At 63.9% G+C, this 16638-nt stretch carries 12 protein-coding genes; 5 read left to right on the top strand and 7 right to left on the bottom strand.

Annotated features, from left to right (window positions below; all coding sequences use genetic code 11):
* From CC207_RS28120 to CC207_RS25690, 3 genes are all read left to right on the top strand, one after another.
* Positions 1 to 319 (top strand): ATP-binding protein (locus CC207_RS28120; protein WP_256582360.1); only part of this gene is annotated, 319 nt, incomplete at its 5' end.
* A gap of 289 nt (positions 320 to 608) precedes the next feature.
* The gene (locus CC207_RS25695) at positions 609 to 2102 is read left to right on the top strand and encodes a HAMP domain-containing sensor histidine kinase (protein ID WP_028691863.1); all 1494 of its coding nucleotides are present in this window, start codon (positions 609 to 611) and stop codon (positions 2100 to 2102) included.
* Entirely contained in the window at positions 2071 to 3498 is a 1428-nt protein-coding gene (locus CC207_RS25690; RefSeq protein ID WP_028691864.1) for a sigma-54 dependent transcriptional regulator, read from the top strand. The genes CC207_RS25695 and CC207_RS25690 overlap by 32 nt, the downstream gene beginning before the upstream one ends.
* 140 nt (positions 3499 to 3638) lie before the next feature.
* On the opposite strand, the gene CC207_RS25685 is transcribed toward CC207_RS25690, so the two are convergent.
* The 4 genes from CC207_RS25685 to CC207_RS25670 all read right to left on the bottom strand — a co-directional run bounded on the left by CC207_RS25685 (position 3639) and on the right by CC207_RS25670 (position 6996).
* Complete coding sequence (locus CC207_RS25685; RefSeq protein WP_088853017.1) at positions 3639 to 4502, bottom strand: RHS repeat-associated core domain-containing protein; 864 nt, start codon at positions 4500 to 4502, stop codon at positions 3639 to 3641.
* A gap of 85 nt (positions 4503 to 4587) precedes the next feature.
* Positions 4588 to 4884, bottom strand: a complete 297-nt coding sequence (locus CC207_RS25680) for a hypothetical protein (RefSeq protein ID WP_028691865.1) — start codon at positions 4882 to 4884, stop codon at positions 4588 to 4590.
* 105 nt (positions 4885 to 4989) lie between these two features.
* Complete coding sequence (locus CC207_RS25675) at positions 4990 to 6342, bottom strand: GntP family permease (protein ID WP_028691866.1); 1353 nt, start codon at positions 6340 to 6342, stop codon at positions 4990 to 4992.
* A gap of 114 nt (positions 6343 to 6456) precedes the next feature.
* Positions 6457 to 6996, bottom strand: coding sequence for a gluconokinase (locus CC207_RS25670; RefSeq protein ID WP_028691867.1), 540 nt, complete (start codon positions 6994 to 6996; stop codon positions 6457 to 6459).
* A 207-nt stretch (positions 6997 to 7203) separates the two neighbouring features.
* Between CC207_RS25670 and CC207_RS25665 the strand changes: the two genes are divergently transcribed.
* Complete coding sequence (locus CC207_RS25665) at positions 7204 to 8223, top strand: LacI family DNA-binding transcriptional regulator (RefSeq protein ID WP_062363105.1); 1020 nt, start codon at positions 7204 to 7206, stop codon at positions 8221 to 8223.
* A gap of 82 nt (positions 8224 to 8305) precedes the next feature.
* On the opposite strand, the gene CC207_RS25660 is transcribed toward CC207_RS25665, so the two are convergent.
* Together CC207_RS25660 and CC207_RS25655 are read right to left on the bottom strand one after the other, a co-directional pair.
* On the bottom strand, positions 8306 to 9040 hold the full coding sequence (locus CC207_RS25660; RefSeq protein WP_062363108.1) for a hypothetical protein: 735 nt from the start codon (positions 9038 to 9040) through the stop codon (positions 8306 to 8308).
* Positions 9041 to 9171: 131 nt separating this feature from the next.
* Positions 9172 to 9870, bottom strand: a complete 699-nt coding sequence (locus CC207_RS25655; RefSeq protein ID WP_088853016.1) for a pirin family protein — start codon at positions 9868 to 9870, stop codon at positions 9172 to 9174.
* Positions 9871 to 10057: 187 nt separating this feature from the next.
* Between CC207_RS25655 and CC207_RS25650 the strand changes: the two genes are divergently transcribed.
* Positions 10058 to 12562 (top strand): UvrD-helicase domain-containing protein, encoded by a 2505-nt coding sequence (locus CC207_RS25650; RefSeq protein WP_088853015.1) that lies wholly within the window; start codon positions 10058 to 10060, stop codon positions 12560 to 12562.
* A gap of 2 nt (positions 12563 to 12564) precedes the next feature.
* On the opposite strand, the gene CC207_RS25645 is transcribed toward CC207_RS25650, so the two are convergent.
* Positions 12565 to 16560 (bottom strand): NEL-type E3 ubiquitin ligase domain-containing protein, encoded by a 3996-nt coding sequence (locus CC207_RS25645; protein WP_143496180.1) that lies wholly within the window; start codon positions 16558 to 16560, stop codon positions 12565 to 12567.
* Positions 16561 to 16638: the final 78 nt, after the last annotated feature.

Genomic DNA, 16638 nt, shown 5'->3' with positions numbered 1-16638 from the left:
TTTGCTCGGGCAGATCTTCAACAGCCTGATTGCCAACGCCCTGGAGTCGATGGAGGCGGGTGGAGAGCTGCGCGTGGAGGTGGTGCGCCACGACCGCCGCACCCTCAGCCTGCGCCTCTCGGACACCGGCAAGGGCATGAATGAGCAGCAGCAGCGCATGGCCTTCCGGCCATTCTTCACCACCAAGCAGGGTGGCGTGGGCGTGGGGCTGATGCTGGTCAAACGGATCATGGAGTGCTTTGGTGGTTCGGTGCGGTTGAGCAGTCGCGAGGGGATGGGGACACGGGTGTTATTGAATTTTCGTGTCGCAGTTATGTGATTATTAACTGCAGGAATACCTATTAACCTATTGTTTTATAAGTATTTATTTTTTCTGGGTGGAGCTTCCCCAGAAGTGGGGGGTTTTTCTATACTTAGCATTAATAAATCTATCCAAGTATATGATTTATAAGGAAAAATAAAATATTTTATAGGCTGGCTGAATTTTTGCTTCACCTGATACAAGCCTGAGGCGGCACCGTCCGCCCGGCCTCAATGGAGTCACTTTGCTACCATCGGTAGCAATGGCATGCCGATAGCCTTCATCGGCCCCAGGCGGGAGCGACGCAATGCAGACGCTCGACAATGATGCCTCTGACAAGCCCGGCAGTATCGCTTCTGGGTTGGCCGCGCCGCTGAGCGAGTTCAACCTGCTGCGCTGGTTCTCGCTGGTCAGCCTGTTGATTATCGCCTCGGTCGCCGGCGGGTTGGGATATGTCTCGACGCGTTTCGTGGTGCGTGACAGCGTTGAACGCGACGCCATGCTCACTGCCCAGTTCATCCAGGCCATGGCCCAGGCGGAGGTGCGCCATTCGCAACTGCCGCCCGGCATCACCATGGGCGAGCTGCTTGACCCGCGTATGGACCAGCAACACCTGCAGTTCACCCCACAACTGGCCGAGTCGACCCGGGTCGAGTTCCTTGACCACATCGAACACCTGCCCGACACCCTGCTGGCCAATGTCTACGGTCGCGACCGCCTGGTGGTCTGGTCGACCAACTCCAACTTGATTGGCAAGCGCATCGACGAGGACGCGGACCTGGAGCGCGCCTTCCATTCGCGCAAGTCAGTATCGGCCAGCTACCACAAGGCCGATGAGGAGCGCGAGGAGCAGAAGTTTCAGCGCGAGCCCCGGCACCTGTTCATCGAGAACTACATACCGCTGTTTGACAGCCAGGGCGAGCAGGTGCTGGCCATGGTCGAGATCTACAAGGAACCCCAGGACCTGGTGCGGCGTATCCACCGCGGCTACGTGCTGATCTGGGCCTCGACCCTGGTCGGCGGGGCGCTGATCTACTTCGGCCTGTTCTGGATCGTGCGCCGCGCCGCCAGCCTGCTGCACCACCAGCAGGACCGCCTGGTGGCCAGCGAGACCTACGTGGCCCTGGGCGAGATGTCCTCGGCGGTGGCTCACAGCCTGCGCAACCCGTTGGCCAATATCCGCTCCAGCGCGGAGCTTGCGCAGGACATCGCCAGCCCGGCGGCGCAGAAGAATATCGGCGATATCATCACCCAGGTCGATCGCATGTCGCGCTGGGTCCGCGACCTGCTGGTATCGCTGCGCCCGGCCAGCGACGAGCCCGAGTCAGTGGACCTGGTGGCGGCCATCGAGGATACGCGACAGACCTTCGCCCCGCAGATCGAGCGCAACGGCGTGCGCTTCGCCTTCGAGGGGCCGTCAACACAATGGGTGGCCAGCCAGCCGCTGCAACTGACGCAGATTCTCAACAGCCTGTTCGCCAACGCCCTGGAGGCCATGCCCCAGGGCGGCGAGCTGCGCGCCGAGGTGCGCCAGCTGGAGGACCAGCAGGCCCTGTTGCAGCTCAGTGATACCGGCAGGGGCATGAACGAGCAGCAACGGCGCATGGTGTTCAAGCCGTTCTTCACCACCAAGCAGGGCGGCCTGGGTGTCGGCCTGGCCCTGGTCAAGCGGATCATGGAGCGCTTTGGCGGCGCGGTCGAGCTGACCAGCCGCGAAGAGGAAGGAACCCGCGTCAGCCTGACTTTCAAAATTGCAGCGGGAGGGGACCATGGAGCACAGCATCCTGGTGGTCGAGGATGATGAAATCCTCGCCGACAACATTCGCACCTACCTGGGCCTGAAAGGCTTCGAGGTCACGGTGTGCCACAGTGCGGAACTGGCGCTGGAGCAGATCAAGCGCGCCCGGCCCGACGCCGTGCTGACCGACAACTCGCTGCCCGGCATGAGCGGACACGACCTGCTGCGCACGCTGGTGGCGCAGGCGCCGGAGCTCAAGGTGATCATGATGACCGGCTACGGCAACGTCGAGGACGCGGTGCTGGCGATGAAGGAGGGGGCGTTCCACTACCTGACCAAACCGGTGGTGCTGGCCGAGCTCAAGCTGATGCTGGACAAGGCCCTGGCGGCCGAGCGCATGGAACGCACGCTGTCGTTCTACCAGGAACGCGAAGCACAGAAGTCCGGGCTGCAGGCGCTGATCGGCGAGTCGCCGGCCATGCTCGAGCTCAAGCATACCCTGCGCCAGCTGCTCGACGCCGAGCGGCGCATGGCCAGCGGCGACCTGCCGCCGGTGTTGGTCGAGGGCGAGACTGGCACCGGCAAGGAACTGGTGGCCCGCGCCCTGCATTTCGACGGCAGTCGGGCCAAGGGGCCATTTATCGAGTTCAACTGCGCCTCGATTCCTGCCAACTTGTTGGAGGCCGAGCTATTCGGTCATGAGAAGGGCGCCTTCACCGATGCCAAGGAGCGTCGTGTGGGCCTGGTCGAGGCGGCCGATGGCGGCACCTTGTTCCTCGACGAGATCGGCGAGATGGACCTGGTGCTGCAGGCCAAGCTGCTCAAGCTGCTGGAGGATCGGACCATCCGCCGGATCGGCGCGGTCAAGGAGCGCAAGGTCGACCTGCGGGTGATCAGCGCCACCAACTGCAACCTCGAGCAGATGGTCCAGCAGGGCAAGTTCCGCCGCGACCTGTTCTTCCGCCTGCGCATCATTGCCCTCAAAGTGCCGCGTTTGTACGCACGCGGGCAGGATATCCTGCGCCTGGCGCGGCATTTCCTGGCCCACCACGGGCGGCGCTACGGCAAGCCCAACCTGCGCTTCTCGGCCGAGGCCGAGGCGCTGATGCTGGGCTACGGTTGGCCGGGCAATGTGCGGGAACTGCGCAACATGCTCGAGCAGACGGTGCTGCTGGCGCCCAGCGAGGTAATCGGCGCTCATCAGCTGAACCTGTGCCTGACCCTGGTCGACGAGCCCCAGGCGCAACCTGCGCAGGTGCTGGCGTTCGAAGCGCCGCGCCACGAGCCCCCGGGTACCGCCAGCCTGCCGGATATGGAGCGCGACATGGTCTGCCGCACGCTGGATCGCACTGACTGGAACGTCACCAAGTCGGCACGGCTGCTGGGACTGTCGCGGGACATGCTGCGCTACAAGATCGAAAAACTCGGCCTGACCCGACCGGACAAGCGGCAGTGGTGACCAGCCCAGCGCGATCGATGTGTGGCGGCCTTGTGCCGCGAAAGGGCCGCACAGCGGCCCCGGCAGGCCCAAGTCGGACGTCAATTATCAACACCTTGAAAGGGCTGATGTTAAAGACGAAAGTGGGGGTGCCCCAGTACCTATGAGGCGCTACGGACTTGAGCCATAGGATAAAACGTATGAAGCACTGCTGTTATCAGCTTGCCATCGATTTCAGGGTCATACTCACGCAGAGGCCTGGGCTTACCATTCTCTAACGGTTGATTGATTAGGTGGGCCTTGGGTGCTTTGAGCTTTCCCATGACTGCAATAACTGGTCTATTCAATGTATTGGCAACAATCTGCGCAGCGGCGGTCCCTGCATAGCATCCGAGCAACATGAAAGGCTTGTTTGGGTCTTTGCGGTAGGCTTTCAACCCCTTTAGTCTGGGACCGATTTCCTCCTTCGCCACTAATTTCGCATTGTTTAAGTTACCGAACTCATCTAATAATAGCGGGCGGTCTAGTTTGGAGTGTGTAACGAAACCTGCCATCCCACTAAGTAGTACCTCTTTATGGAACACGGTTGGCGCAATCTTGTCAGTGCCTTTGTATAGCACCTGGTATGGCCCTTCGAACTCGACCCTTCCGGTAATAGCATTACGGACTTTCTCCAAGATATGCCCGGATGGGTCAGTATTGTTGACCGGGTCACCCGCGCAGTAGGTATAGACGTTGATGCCTCCATCACCGAACGGGCTTTTACTATCGGCGGAGTGGAAGCGCATCAAGACGCTATTGAAGGCGCGATAGCCATTGCCCAGAAGGTAGAGGGGGATGGGTAGCTCCAGAGGCTGTCCGTTGAACCTCAACAACGTTGAGTCGTTACGTTCTGGCAGGTAGCCGTAAGGGCAATAGGTGAATATGGAGGGCTGTGATACATGGCTTCTCCTCAATACAGTGGCCTGCCGGTCGACAGCCAGTATTCCCGGTGCTGCTGAACGGCCCCGGTTTGATTTGTCCATGTGTCGCCCCCGACCAGTATTCCCTGGTAATACTGGTGCGCCACTGGGTGCTGTACAACTGGTAAAAATGTCAGGTGGCAGGGACTCAGGGCTTGCTGCTCCCTGAGCTTCCCCCGTCACGCCCCATCCCCTCCGACCCACTACTACCCATCCCCGGCAGATCACGATCATCGTTCTGCTCGGCTGGCGGACTTTCCGGGTCATTGCCCTTGATCCGGGGGTCGGTGTCCCGCGGCATGGGCTTCTCGATCGGGTTGAGGGTGCTGTCGACCCCCGGCTGTGGCGCCGGATTGTGCGGATCGTCAGGGTAGGTGGCGCCGGTACCGGCGGCCAAGGCCAGGGGCGAAGCGAGCAGGGCGGCGAGGAGGAAGGCGTGTTTCATGGGGCAGGCTCCTTTGCGACGGAGAAAGCGGCCCTGCCTGCGCAGGGCCTCTGTCTCACTTGGGCCTGTGGCCCGTCAGCAAGGTGCCATGACGGCGACCAACGGTCACACCACCATCGACAGCAACATGATGAAGATGATGCCGACCACCGAAAGGATGGTCTCCATCATGCTCCAGGTCTTGAAGGTCTCGGCCACGGTCATGTTGAAGTACTGCTTGACCAGCCAGAACCCGGCGTCGTTGACGTGGGACAGGATCAAGGAACCGGCGCCGGTGGCCAGCACCAGCAGTTCACGGTTCACCCCTGGCACCAGGTCGATCACCGGGGCGACGATGCCGGCGCCGGTGATGGTGGCCACGGTCGCGGAGCCGGTGGCAATGCGGATCACCGCCGCCACCAGCCAGGCCAGCAGGATCGGCGAGATCTCGGCCTGCACCGCCATCTGCCCGATCACGTTGCCGACGCCGGTGTCCACCAGCATCTGCTTGAAGCCGCCGCCGGCGCCGACGATCAGCACGATGGCGGCGGTGGGCGCCAGGCTTTGGTCGAGCATCTTCATGATCTGCTGGCGGTTGAAGCCGCGGGCCGAACCGAAGGTGTAGAAGGCCAGCAACAGGGCGGCGAGAAGGGCGGTGATCGGGTGGCCGATCAGGTCCATCCACTGGCGCACGATGTGCTCGGCCGGCAGTACCACGTCGGCGAAGGTTTTCAGCAGCATCAGCACCACCGGCAGCAGCACGGTGATCAGGGTCACGCTGAAGCTCGGCAGGTTCTGCTGGTTCGAGTCGCGGGCGATCTGGTCCATCAGCTCCTGGGACGGGTTGCCCGGGATATAGCGCGAGATGAAGTTGCCGAACAGCGGGCCTGCGATCACTGCGGTCGGCAGGGCCACCAGCAGGCCGTAGAAGATGGTCTTGCCGATGTCGGCGTGGAAGATGCCGATCGCCAGCAGTGGCCCCGGGTGCGGCGGCACCAGGCCGTGCACCACCGACAGGCCGGCCAGCAGCGGGATGCCGATCTTCACCAGCGACACGCCGGAGCGGCGGGCGACGATGAACACCAGCGGGATCAGCAGCACGAAGCCAATCTCGAAGAACAGCGGGATGCCCACCAGGAAGGCGGCGAACATCATCGCCCAGTGCACCTTCTGCTTGCCGAAGGCGCGGATCAGCGTCTGGGCGATCTGGTCGGCGCCGCCAGAGTCCGCCATCAGCTTGCCGAGCATGGTACCCAGCGCGAGGACGATGCCGACGAAGCCGAGCACGCCGCCGAAGCCGTCCTGGAACGACTTCATCACCTTGGCCACCGGCATGCCGGAGGTCAGGCCGAGAAAGCCCGCGGCCAGGGTGAGGGCGACGAAGGGGTGGACTTTGAAATGGGTGATCAGCAGGATGAGCCCGACGATGGTGACCAGTGCGTCGAGCAACAGGAAGGTATCGGTAGCCAGTCCGAACATGGTTCGTGAACCTCGGTCTTTTCGTTGTTGTTTTGGTGTCGCGTGTCTTGCGTCATTGCGTCTTGAGAAGCAGGGAGACAGCGCTGTCTTTGGTGAGCCGGAAAAACCGCCGGTTCAGGCAGTCCGCGCCAGCGCCTGCTCACCGCAAGGCTTTAGCCATTGGTGCACGTCCTCGGCCAGCGTGGTCAGCGGGCGGGTGGCATCCAGGGCCAGGGTCAGGGGTTCGGCGTGCGGCGGCTCCAGTGCGGCGAACTGGCTGTCGATCAGGCTGGCTGGCATGAAGTGGCCGGGGCGGGCCAGCACACGCTTCTCGGCTTCTTGCGGGGTCAGTTCGAGGAACACGAAGCACAGCTCGGGCACGGCCTGGCGCAGGGTGTCGCGGTAACGGCGCTTGAGGGCCGAGCAGGTCAGGATCGGGCGCTCGCCGGCGGCCAGGGTGTCTTGCAGCGCCTGGCCCAGAAGCACCAGCCAGCCGGCGCGATCGTCGTCGTCCAGGGGAATGCCGGCACTCATCTTGGCGATGTTCGCGGCGGGGTGGAAGGCATCGCCTTCGATCAGGCGGCCGCCGCTGCGGGTGGCGATGGCGGCGCCGACGCTGCTTTTACCACAGCCGGCTACGCCCATGACCACGATCGCGGACAGGGAAGGGTTCATCTGTACCTCCTGCTGGGTGAGATAGCGCTGTCTCGGTCGGGACGGACCGAGCGTCATGCGCCACCCTCCCGGGTGTTATTGATCTTGTCTTTGGCAGTATGGACGCTGAACGCATGCCTGCTACCAAGATTGCATTGCCTGCATTCAGAGACAGCGCTACCTTAGTGACCGTTCCCCATTCCTGCAAGCGGTAAAATTACAACACTCATGTCCCGCACTGGCTCGCGCACTACCGGTCGTCCCACCCTGGCGGAAGTCGCCAGGCTTTCCGGGGTTTCTCCCATCACCGCCTCCCGCGCGCTGCGCGGCGTCAGCACGGTCGCGCCGGAGCTGGCGCAGAAGGTCATGGCCGCAGCGGCCAGCCTGGGCTATGTCGCCAACCCGGCGGCACGCGCCCTGGCTTCGGCGCGCAGCCAGTCGGTGGTGGTGTTGATCCCATCGTTGTCCAACCAGTTGTTCATCGACACCCTTGAGGCCATCCACGAGGTGATGCGCCCCCGTGGCCTGGAGGTGCTGATCGGCAACTATCACTACGATATTGCCGAGGAAGAGAACCTCATCCGCAACTACCTGGCCTACCAGCCGTGCGGCATGCTGCTCACCGGCTTCGAGCGCAGCGACGCTTCGCGGCAGATGCTCGCCGCCAGTCGGGTGCCGTGCGTACATATGATGGAGCTGGGCGGCGAGGCCGACGCCCTGTCGGTGGGCTTCTCCCAGCACGAGGCAGGACGCGCCGCGGCGCGCCACCTGATCGAGCGCGGTCGGCGGCGCCTGGGCTTCATCGCCGCGCAGCTCGACCCGCGGGTGATGCAACGCGCCGAGGGCTTCCGCCAGGCCCTGGCCGAGGCCGGTCTGCAGGCGCCCGAGCTGGAAATGCTCGATCCGCAGCCGTCGTCCATCGGTCTGGGCGGCACGCTGTTCAGCCGCCTGCTGGCCAAGGCGCCGGATGTCGATGGCATCTTCTTCTGCAACGACGACCTGGCTCAGGGCGCGGTGCTGCAGGCGCTGCGCGAAGGCGTCGAGGTGCCGCGGCGAGTGGCGATGGTCGGCTTCAACGACCTGCCGGCCTCGGCGCACATGGTCCCGCGCCTGACCTCGATCCGCACCCCGCGCGCGGCGGTCGGCCGCGGCGCGGCGCAGGCGTTGCTGGCATTGCTCGATGGCAAGCGGGTGGCCACCGGGCAACAGGACCTGGGGTTCGAGCTGATGGTGAGGGAGAGTTCCTGAGCCGCTACAGGCACTGCACGATCCGGATATCCCTGTCTCAACCACAGCTCCAGGGCTGGCGCGTGCGATCAGCGGACACGCGTCACTGCACTGGCAGGAAGTTCATCAGCAGCAGGCTCTGCGCATAGTTCAGGCCGATTCGCCGGTAGCGTTCGTCGAGCATCTGCGCCACCAGGTCCAGGCGCGCGACGACCTTGCCGAACTCCACCGCGAAGCTCAGGTTGCTGCCCTGTTCGGAAATTTCGTTGGAAAACAGCAGGAGCACGCCATTGGCATCCTGGCGCTGGCTCAGCATCCAGGTGGCTTTCTCGATGTTGCGGGCAGCGTTGTTGATGAACAAGGGGTCCAGGGTGTCCGTCATGTAGAACGCGGTGCGTCCGCCATGGGCGGTGACCAGCATGCTGCCGATGGCGTAGATGAATGCGCCGACCCGGTCGCCGCGAAACTCCGGGCTCAGGGCGTAGCTCAAGGCTGCCAGGTCGCGGCGCTCGCCCAACTGCGGCAGTGGTTGGCGCTGTTCGATGGCGATGCGAATCTGCCGCGCCGCCGTGGTGGCGTCGAGGTAGCCCGACAGCCTCCACTGGCTGGGGTTGCGCAGGTACAGCTTGTCCATCAGCAGGTACAAGCTTTGCAGGTTGTCGCGCATGGCCAGGGTAGCCATGCGGTCGACACTGGTCTGGAACAACTCGTCTGGCTTGCCGTTGCCGATCTGGGTGAGCATGTCGCGCCCCTGCTGTTGGGTGCAGGCTGTCAGGCACACGAGGGCAGCGGCCAACATCAGGCGGTGGTGAAGCTCGGCGGGTTGTCGTACGGCCATCGGCACCGGTGGGAGTCGTCGGTTCTGCCGGGGATCGGCGGAGCCTGGCCATGGATAGAGCGCAGTAAGGCGAAAAAGTGCAATATCGCGACCCTTGACTCACGATAAGCCGTGGTCAAGGGCCGCGCGGGTCAGGGGACATCGACCAGCACGATCTCGCTGTCTTGCACTGCCGTCACCTTCAGCACCGTCTCCTGCTCGATCGCGACGCCGTCGCGCGCCTTGGCCTGGAGCCCGTTGACCTCGATCAGCCCCTTCGCCGGTACCAGGTAGCCGCGTCGACCAGCATCGAGGCGGTACTCGGCGCTTTCGCCGGCGCGCAGAGTGGCAGCCACCAGGCGTGCGTCGGTGCGGATGCGCAGGCTGTCCTCATCGCCCTCGCGGCCACTGGCCAGGGTCACGAAGCCCTCGCCACGTTCACCCTTGGGGAACGGCCGGGTGCCCCAGGACGGCGCATCGCCGACCTTCTCGGGAATGATCCAGATCTGGAAGATCCGCGTGTCGACCTTCTCCAGGTTGTATTCGCTGTGGACGATGCCGCTGCCGGCACTCATCACCTGTACGTCCCCGGCCTCGGTACGGCCTTTGTTGCCCAGGCTGTCCTGGTGGGTGATAGCCCCTTCGCGGACGTAGGTGATGATTTCCATGTCACGGTGCGGATGGGGCGGGAAGCCTGCGCCGGCGGCGATCAGGTCGTCGTTCCAGACCCGCAGGTTGCCCCAGTGCACACGTGCCGGGTCATGGTACTCGGCGAAAGAGAAGTGATGGTGAGCGTCCAGCCAGCCGTGGTTGGCGTGGCCAAGGCTCTCGAAGGGTCGCAGTTGCAGCATGATATTGCTCCTCTGATTCGGTGGAATGGTGCCATGATGCGGTTTTGAAAGATCGATAAAAAGCGTAAATATCGGCTTTATATTATCTATTAATTCGATTCGAATGGATGCGAATCAACATGCGCTTCATCGCCTAATTGACTGATACACAAGCATTCGCTGGCACTTTCTTGCGGATGAGGTGAACATGCCCGCTGTTCTGATTCTCAATGGAGTGACCGTGCCTCACGAGCATCCCCAGGCCCCGGCCGACCTGACCCCGCCCGCCCAGTTGCCGTGGCTGCGCCGCCTGGCGGCCCGCCTGTTGGGGCGCGGCCTGTCGCGCCTGAAGGCGCAGCACCGTGACTCCTGGTTCCTGGGCCACGCCACGGGCCAGCGCAACGGCCATGCCGATGGCCTGCGCGAAGGCTACGAGCGGGGCCGGGTGGACGGCTACGAGGCCGGGCGCCAAGTCCTGGTGATCCGCGATACCCGCCCCGAGCATGTCGCTGTGCCGGGCCAGGACGACAACCTGTTCGACGATTGGCGCCTGCCGCTGACAGCCGAGCTGAAGAAGCGCTTCAAGGCCGACGTCGCCCAGCGCCTGCCGGCCGAGGCGCAACCGAGCGCGGCGCAGTGGAAGCTGATCTTCAGCGATACCCCGTCCACCTGTGTGGTGGCCGGCGCCGGGGCGGGCAAGTCGACCTCGCTGGTGCTGCGCATCCTGTTGCTGCGCCATTACCTGGGCTTCGAGCTTGATGCCCTCACCGTGGTGACCTTTACCCGCGAGTCGCGCAAGGACTTCATCCAGCGCCTGCTGCAAGTGTTCGCCCAGTGGCAGGTCGAACTGTCGCCGGCCCAGGGGCGCGAGCTGGTGCGCACCTTCCACTCGCGCATCCTGCCGCTGGTACGCAGCCTGCCGGGCTTTGCCCAGGTGCGGGCGTTCGAGACGCTGGGCAGCGAGATGCCTGTCGGGGGCGAAGCCAACGCCGACAGCAACCCTTTCGACCTGCGCCTGAACGACGCCCAGCGCCAGCAGCTCAACCTGTGTTACCGCGACCTGATGGGGCAGAGCCCGCGTTTCGCCGAGTTGATCGCCGCGCTGCGCCAGGAAGCCCTGCTGCTCAAGCCGCTGGATCCGGATCACCCGGATGTGCAGAAACGCGCCCAGGTGACCCAGCTGGCGGCCCAGCGCGACGAAGAACTGTGCGATGTGATCGAGGACCTGTGGTTTGCCGCCGGGGCCTGGCCTATCAAGGGTATCGAACCTTGCCGGGACACGGTGCAGATCCGTGGTAGCCGCTTTCATGTGCACGGACGCCTGGAAGGGCTGGATGCCTGGGTGGTGTTGGGCTTCGACCCGGCCGAGAGCGGCCAGTACCAACGCCCGGGCGCCAAGCTGGCGGTGCGTGCGGAGTGGGCGGTCAAGCGAACCCTGTTTCAAGCCTTCTGCGACAAGCCATTGATATGGTTGGATAACTATTCTTCTGCAAAACGGCTGGCGGCGTCTCTGGCGGGTGATGCCGTGGCGGGGCCGGGCTTCGAGTACAAGGTCAAGGGCGAGCTGGCCCCGGCGCCGTTGCTCGACGCCTTCGTCACTGCGGCCAGTTTCATCGAGAACCTAGGCCTGGACGTGAATGCGGCGGTGGCGGCCATGAGCTTCCCGTCCGGCGACACCGACGCGACCTTCTTCGAAGCCCTGGCCCTGTACTGGAAGGCGCTGGAGGCACACCTGCTGGCCCAGTCACCGCCGGTGATGACCTACAACCGCATGTTCGCCCTGTTCGGCGAGAACAACCCGGAGAACCTCGGGCTGTTGCCCGACCCGTTGCTGCGCCCCCTGGCGCACCTGATGATCGACGAGTTCCAGGACGTCTCGCCGCAGATCGTCAGCTGGCTGCGCGCGAGCCTGGCCGAGATCCGCCGCCGTGGGCCGGCCCTGCATGTCGGGCGGGTGGCGCAGCATTCGTCGCTGATGTGCGTCGGTGATGACTGGCAGTCGATCTACGGCTGGCGCGGCAGTTCGCCGAAGTACTTCATGGAGTTCACCAAGGCGTTCCCGTCACCCGCCAACACGCGGGTGATGCTGGTGGAGAACTACCGCAGCCAGCAGCACATCATCGATGCCGCCGAGCATCTGGTCAAAGGCGCCCCGGCCATCACTGGCAAGAAGGCCAAGGCCGCAGGGCTGGCGGCTGAATTGCCGTTGGCACCGGTGAGGGTCTTCGACCGGGACGAGGCGGCACTGGCCGAGACCGTGATCGAGCACTATCAACGCGGCGAAACAGTCATGATACTGTTTCGAAAATCCAGCGATAAACTATTGATAGAGCAATATATATCATCGATTGTTAAAGTTGATTCTAGCTTGCCGATCGGCCAGCGCCGCCTGCGCCAACTGACCTATCACAGTGCCAAGGGCCTGCAGGCTGACACGGTGTTCATGCTGGGCGATTGCCAGTACCTGACCAGCTCGCCATACAAGAACCAGGTCTACCGTCTGGCCGGCCTGGGTAAGCCGGGTGATGCCCAGGCGTTCGACACGGCGCAGAAGGACGAGGTGCAAAGACTGGCCTATGTGGCTGTCACGCGAGCAGTCCGGCATTGCTACTGGCATGTGGAAAAGGCCAGTGGCGAGGTGGCCGGGCAGCCGCGCGCGTCGAGCCAGGTACACGGCCGGCAGGTCTTCTTCGAAGACCTGCGCGGCCAGTAGGCTCAGTTATTGGGGTCGCGGCGTGCGGTCAGGCCAAGGTAGAGGGCGTCTTCGTCCGCTTCCAGGCCCAGGGCCATGCGGTTCATGCCCGCGACATACTGTTCACTGGTGAGGGTCTGGCGCAGGGGCTGGCCATCTTCGCCAAGGGGACTGCGCCCCAGCGCCTGGGTCAGTGCTTCGATCACCGGGGGTTCGAGCGTGCCGTCCAGGTCATTGCCCTCCAGGAACTCCATGCCGACATCCCAGCGACGCCTGAGCACGTTGAAGCGAGTAATGAATTCCCGGTGCAGCAAGCGGCGCCAGGTCGGGTGTCGAGAGATCCACTGGCGACGCCTGTCGGCGCTAGTGTCCCGTGTCTCGACCTCATTGCGTACCGCATCTTCGGTCTGCGCCGAGATTTCGGCGGTTTGCCGGTACAGCATGTCCTGTTGGAACTCGGGGAAGTCCAGTATCCTCGACAGGCGAGTGCGCAGGGCCAGGCGAATCTCGATCAGGTCCAGGCCTTCGCCAAGGCCATTGTGCAGCACGTCGTCCGACAGCGTATCGAAGCGATGCAGCTCGGGTACTGCGGGCCTGGCACCGCGCTCGTCCAATGGCTGGGCATGCCAGGCATCCATTGCACGTAGGGCATCGCGTCGCGCAAGCCTGGCGTTGAACAGGTCCTGGGCCAGGGCGTTCACCTGGTCTCGTCGGAACAGGCGCCTAAAGAACTGGAACAGTGGTGGCGTGGCAACCTCGTCACCGGCGATTCCATAGTCGGCCTTGATCTCTGCGGCCTCATCGTAGGCCATTACTTCGACCTGCAAGGTATCGAAACCATCGGCACCGGCATCGCCGCAGGTCACCGGGAACTCGCTGGCCACCTCGTTAAGGCGGGTGCGCAAGCGAGTGCTGGCGGCAGCCCGATCAAGCAGTCTCCAGACCTGACGGGCAAAGGCCCTGGGCTGACGCAGCGCGCTGGCTGACATGCCGACCTGTTCGATGACCTCGCGCAAGCTGGTGTTGCGGTCCTCGTCAAACAATGCGTTCCAGGTGGCTTGGCGGGCTTCGCTGGCACCGCTCAGCCAGTCGATTCGCTGCGCAGGTGCAGGCAAAGGCGCCTCGATCGTTTCTTCCTCGGCGGAGGCGCCGATGACCCTCAGGCTTGTGCGGGTGCGTTCATCCAACGGGTTGTAGTTGAAGCGCCAGCGATAGCCAGGACGTCTGGCCAGCAGTGCGTCTGAATAGGCTGAGTAGATCAGCGAGTCGAAATCGGGAATCTGCGTGATGCGATTCATGCTCAGGTCCACTTCGCGCAGCATGCATGGGGTGCGCTGCATCAAGGTGCCGAGCCCGGATGGCCAGTGCTGCAACTGGGTGCTGTCCAGACGCAGGGTGGCCAGGTTCTCCAGGTTGCCCACGTCAGGGCCGAGGCCCAGCGGATTCAGGCTCAGGTGCAAGTGCCGCAACGCACGCATCGAGCCAAAGGCCCCCGCCATTTGCGCATCCAGCGCAATGCGGTTGACCCGCAGATCCAGGGTCTCCAGGCGCAGGCCCGCAATCATCTGCAGGTCCGGCAGGGTCAGGGTGAGGCGGTTGCGGGGCAGTTCCAGGCTGCGCAGATTGTCCAGTGTCGGCAATACCTCGTGGGCGACAGCTGGCAGCTCCCCCAGGCGTGCCCCGCTCAGACGCAGTTCACGCAATTGCGGAGCATTGCGCAGTGCCCGCAGGACCGAAGCGGCGCTCAACTGCGGGCTGCTGCGCACATCGATTCGCCGTAATGACACAAAGGCCTGCAGGAAGTCGGCGGGCATTTCGATCACGTTGAGGTTCTCCAGCGTCAACGTGGCGATGTGATCGAAACGCGCCGCTAGCGGCGGCAACGCATCGAGGGTGATATTGGACAGGCTGAGTACTTCGCCGTCCAGGCGCTGCCAGGCCCGGACCAGTTGGTCGGCGGTCCTGGTGAAGTAGGCGCCGACTTCTTCGCCCCAGTCGTCGGCGCCTTTGCTGGCCCAGGCGCCGAGCTGTTCACGCAGTGTTGCCAATTGAGCACGCAATGCCTGAATCTGTTCAGTAGCGCTGCCCCTGACGCGCAGGGTAACCAACAATTGCCTGACCTCGCGATCACCGAGCCCGGGGTACAAGGCATGCAGCTCGCGTTCGGCCCGGGAGGCGAATACGCCTGGGCTCAGCGGGTAGCCATACCTGCCATCGCTCAGGCGCAGGGGCGAGCGAAAGCCGGGGCTCACCGGTTGCTGGCCGATCAGCCTGGCGGCTGCGGGACGGTCGGCAAGCGCCGCGTGATAGCGCTGTTGCGCGGACCTTTGTGGGTAGCGGGCCAGCAGGTTGTCGCTGATCAGCTGGCTATCGGCGTTGGCCAGGCTGTTGCGGTACAGGCCCAGGATTGCCCGGTCCAGTCGCACACGGGCTTGCAGCAGCCGTGCTTCCTCGGCAATACGCAGGGGAACCCGGCCTGCAAGCAGGCTGTTGCGTTCGGCGCTGCTGGCCTGGCTGGCCAGTTCGTCGAGTGCCTGCCGGGGCAGGCCGGGAAACTGTCGACCGATGGCCAAGATCGTGGGCGTGGCTGCGCTGGTATGAGCGTTGTAGAGGCTGTCGAACAGCGCCGACCGACTTGCGCTCAACCGGTCGGCCATCAGCGTCTGCAAGGCCTGTTGGCGTTGCCCGGCTGAGGCACCCTCGGGCAGCAGGGCGTTTACCGTTTCTTCGTCCAGGTTTTCCAGGACGATCCTGGCCAGGTCGCCGTTGTCCAGGTCGCTGCGGGTCAACTGGATTACCTGGTCACCGAGCCGATCGCGCCCATAGCGGGTGGCGCTGCCCATCGGCTCGACCCCCTCGAAAACCTCCAGCACCACATCCTCGGGCCAACCGGGCAGTTCGCCGAGCACACTGATGGCGAATTGTTTGTAGGCTGCCAACGGGCGGCCCTGGCGGGTTCTTGCGATGATCTCGTCGGCGGTGCTGTCGGCCTTGAGCCGGCGCAGGGCGTCCTCGAGCAGCGCCGGAGGGCGCCTGCCGTCGGCGTGGACCTGCTCCAGCACGCCACGGTCCAGGCCGCTGCTGTCGAGTGCTGCCAGCAGTTCTTCATCGTTCAAGCCCTTGCAGAGCGGACCGAGGCGGCGCATCAGCTTGACCCGGCTCCAGTCCTGCGGCCGCTCGTGCGACAAGCGCCAAGCCCCTTCGCCATTGCCACGCAGTCGTGGCTGATAGGCCTGTGGATCTTCCGGATGGACAATGCGCCAGTCTTCATCGCTGTGCTTTCGCACCTCGTGGAGCGAATCGTCCAGTTCGATGAAATGCCGATTGTCATACTGCAGGATGCCTTGGTTGTCCGGTTGCAGGTCCGCCGGCAGTTCGACCGGGCTGCGGTAGGGCTGCAACTGCGGGTGCCACAGTCGCTGCTCGCCATTGATCCAGAGGCTTTCCATCCCGTCGACAAAGCCGCTGGCCCTGGCCAGCTTGGCGACGCCAGCGATGGCGATCACGCTGCCGAGGTTGATGAGCAGCGACTCGACCTGCCCTGCGGCCTGGGCGTTGTCACCTTCGGACCAGGCTTCGAAACCGTGGAAGATACTGCTCATGACCTGGCCTGCGCCCACTGCCAGCATGGCGACGTCCAGGCCGGGGACGAACATGGCCGCCACCCCCAGCAGGTTGAAGCCGCGCTCGCCCCACAGCATCAGGCGCTCACGCCGTGCCTTGGCGTCGACATCGGCCGTCGGTACCGCCACCCCGCGCGCGTCGTCCTGCAGGCGTTGTACATGGTCGTTGAACAGCTTGGGCCACACCGGGAAGGCGATGGGGGTTTCATGGATCGCCAGCACCGGGAAGCGGACGGGGCGCGGTGTTGGTGGCTCATCTGCTTCGCTGGCCGTTTCCTGTCCTTGCCAGGGATGCGTGCCAGGTTCGGTCTCGGCAAACGCGGGGGAAGGCGTCTCGAGGGGGATCACCTGCGCCCGGGGGCCTTCGAACAGCCTGGCCTTGAGTTTTCTTGCCATCTCGGGGCGATCCTTCAGGGCGACATGTTCCAGAAAACGTTCGCGATAGCCGGGCTCCAGCAGCCGGCGCCGTAGGTA

The organism is Pseudomonas sp. DrBHI1 (assembly GCF_002205115.1).
GTDB classification, from domain to species: domain Bacteria; phylum Pseudomonadota; class Gammaproteobacteria; order Pseudomonadales; family Pseudomonadaceae; genus Aquipseudomonas; species Aquipseudomonas mosselii.
Note: the sequence above shows the minus strand (reverse complement) of the source record. Positions and strands in the feature narration are given on the sequence as shown.

Excerpts from the sequence above, each read along its gene's own strand:
- CC207_RS25695 (WP_028691863.1), top strand. The coding sequence starts at position 609 with ATGCAGACGCTCGACAATGATGCCTCTGACAAGCCCGGCAGTATCGCT.
- CC207_RS25690 (WP_028691864.1), top strand. The coding sequence starts at position 2,071 with ATGGAGCACAGCATCCTGGTGGTCGAGGATGATGAAATCCTCGCCGAC.
- CC207_RS25685 (WP_088853017.1), bottom strand. The coding sequence starts at position 4,502 with ATGGACAAATCAAACCGGGGCCGTTCAGCAGCACCGGGAATACTGGCT.
- CC207_RS25680 (WP_028691865.1), bottom strand. The coding sequence starts at position 4,884 with ATGAAACACGCCTTCCTCCTCGCCGCCCTGCTCGCTTCGCCCCTGGCC.
- CC207_RS25675 (WP_028691866.1), bottom strand. The coding sequence starts at position 6,342 with ATGTTCGGACTGGCTACCGATACCTTCCTGTTGCTCGACGCACTGGTC.
- CC207_RS25670 (WP_028691867.1), bottom strand. The coding sequence starts at position 6,996 with ATGAACCCTTCCCTGTCCGCGATCGTGGTCATGGGCGTAGCCGGCTGT.
- CC207_RS25665 (WP_062363105.1), top strand. The coding sequence starts at position 7,204 with ATGTCCCGCACTGGCTCGCGCACTACCGGTCGTCCCACCCTGGCGGAA.
- CC207_RS25660 (WP_062363108.1), bottom strand. The coding sequence starts at position 9,040 with ATGGCCGTACGACAACCCGCCGAGCTTCACCACCGCCTGATGTTGGCC.
- CC207_RS25655 (WP_088853016.1), bottom strand. The coding sequence starts at position 9,870 with ATGCTGCAACTGCGACCCTTCGAGAGCCTTGGCCACGCCAACCACGGC.
- CC207_RS25650 (WP_088853015.1), top strand. The coding sequence starts at position 10,058 with ATGCCCGCTGTTCTGATTCTCAATGGAGTGACCGTGCCTCACGAGCAT.
- CC207_RS25645 (WP_143496180.1), bottom strand. The coding sequence starts at position 16,560 with ATGGCAAGAAAACTCAAGGCCAGGCTGTTCGAAGGCCCCCGGGCGCAG.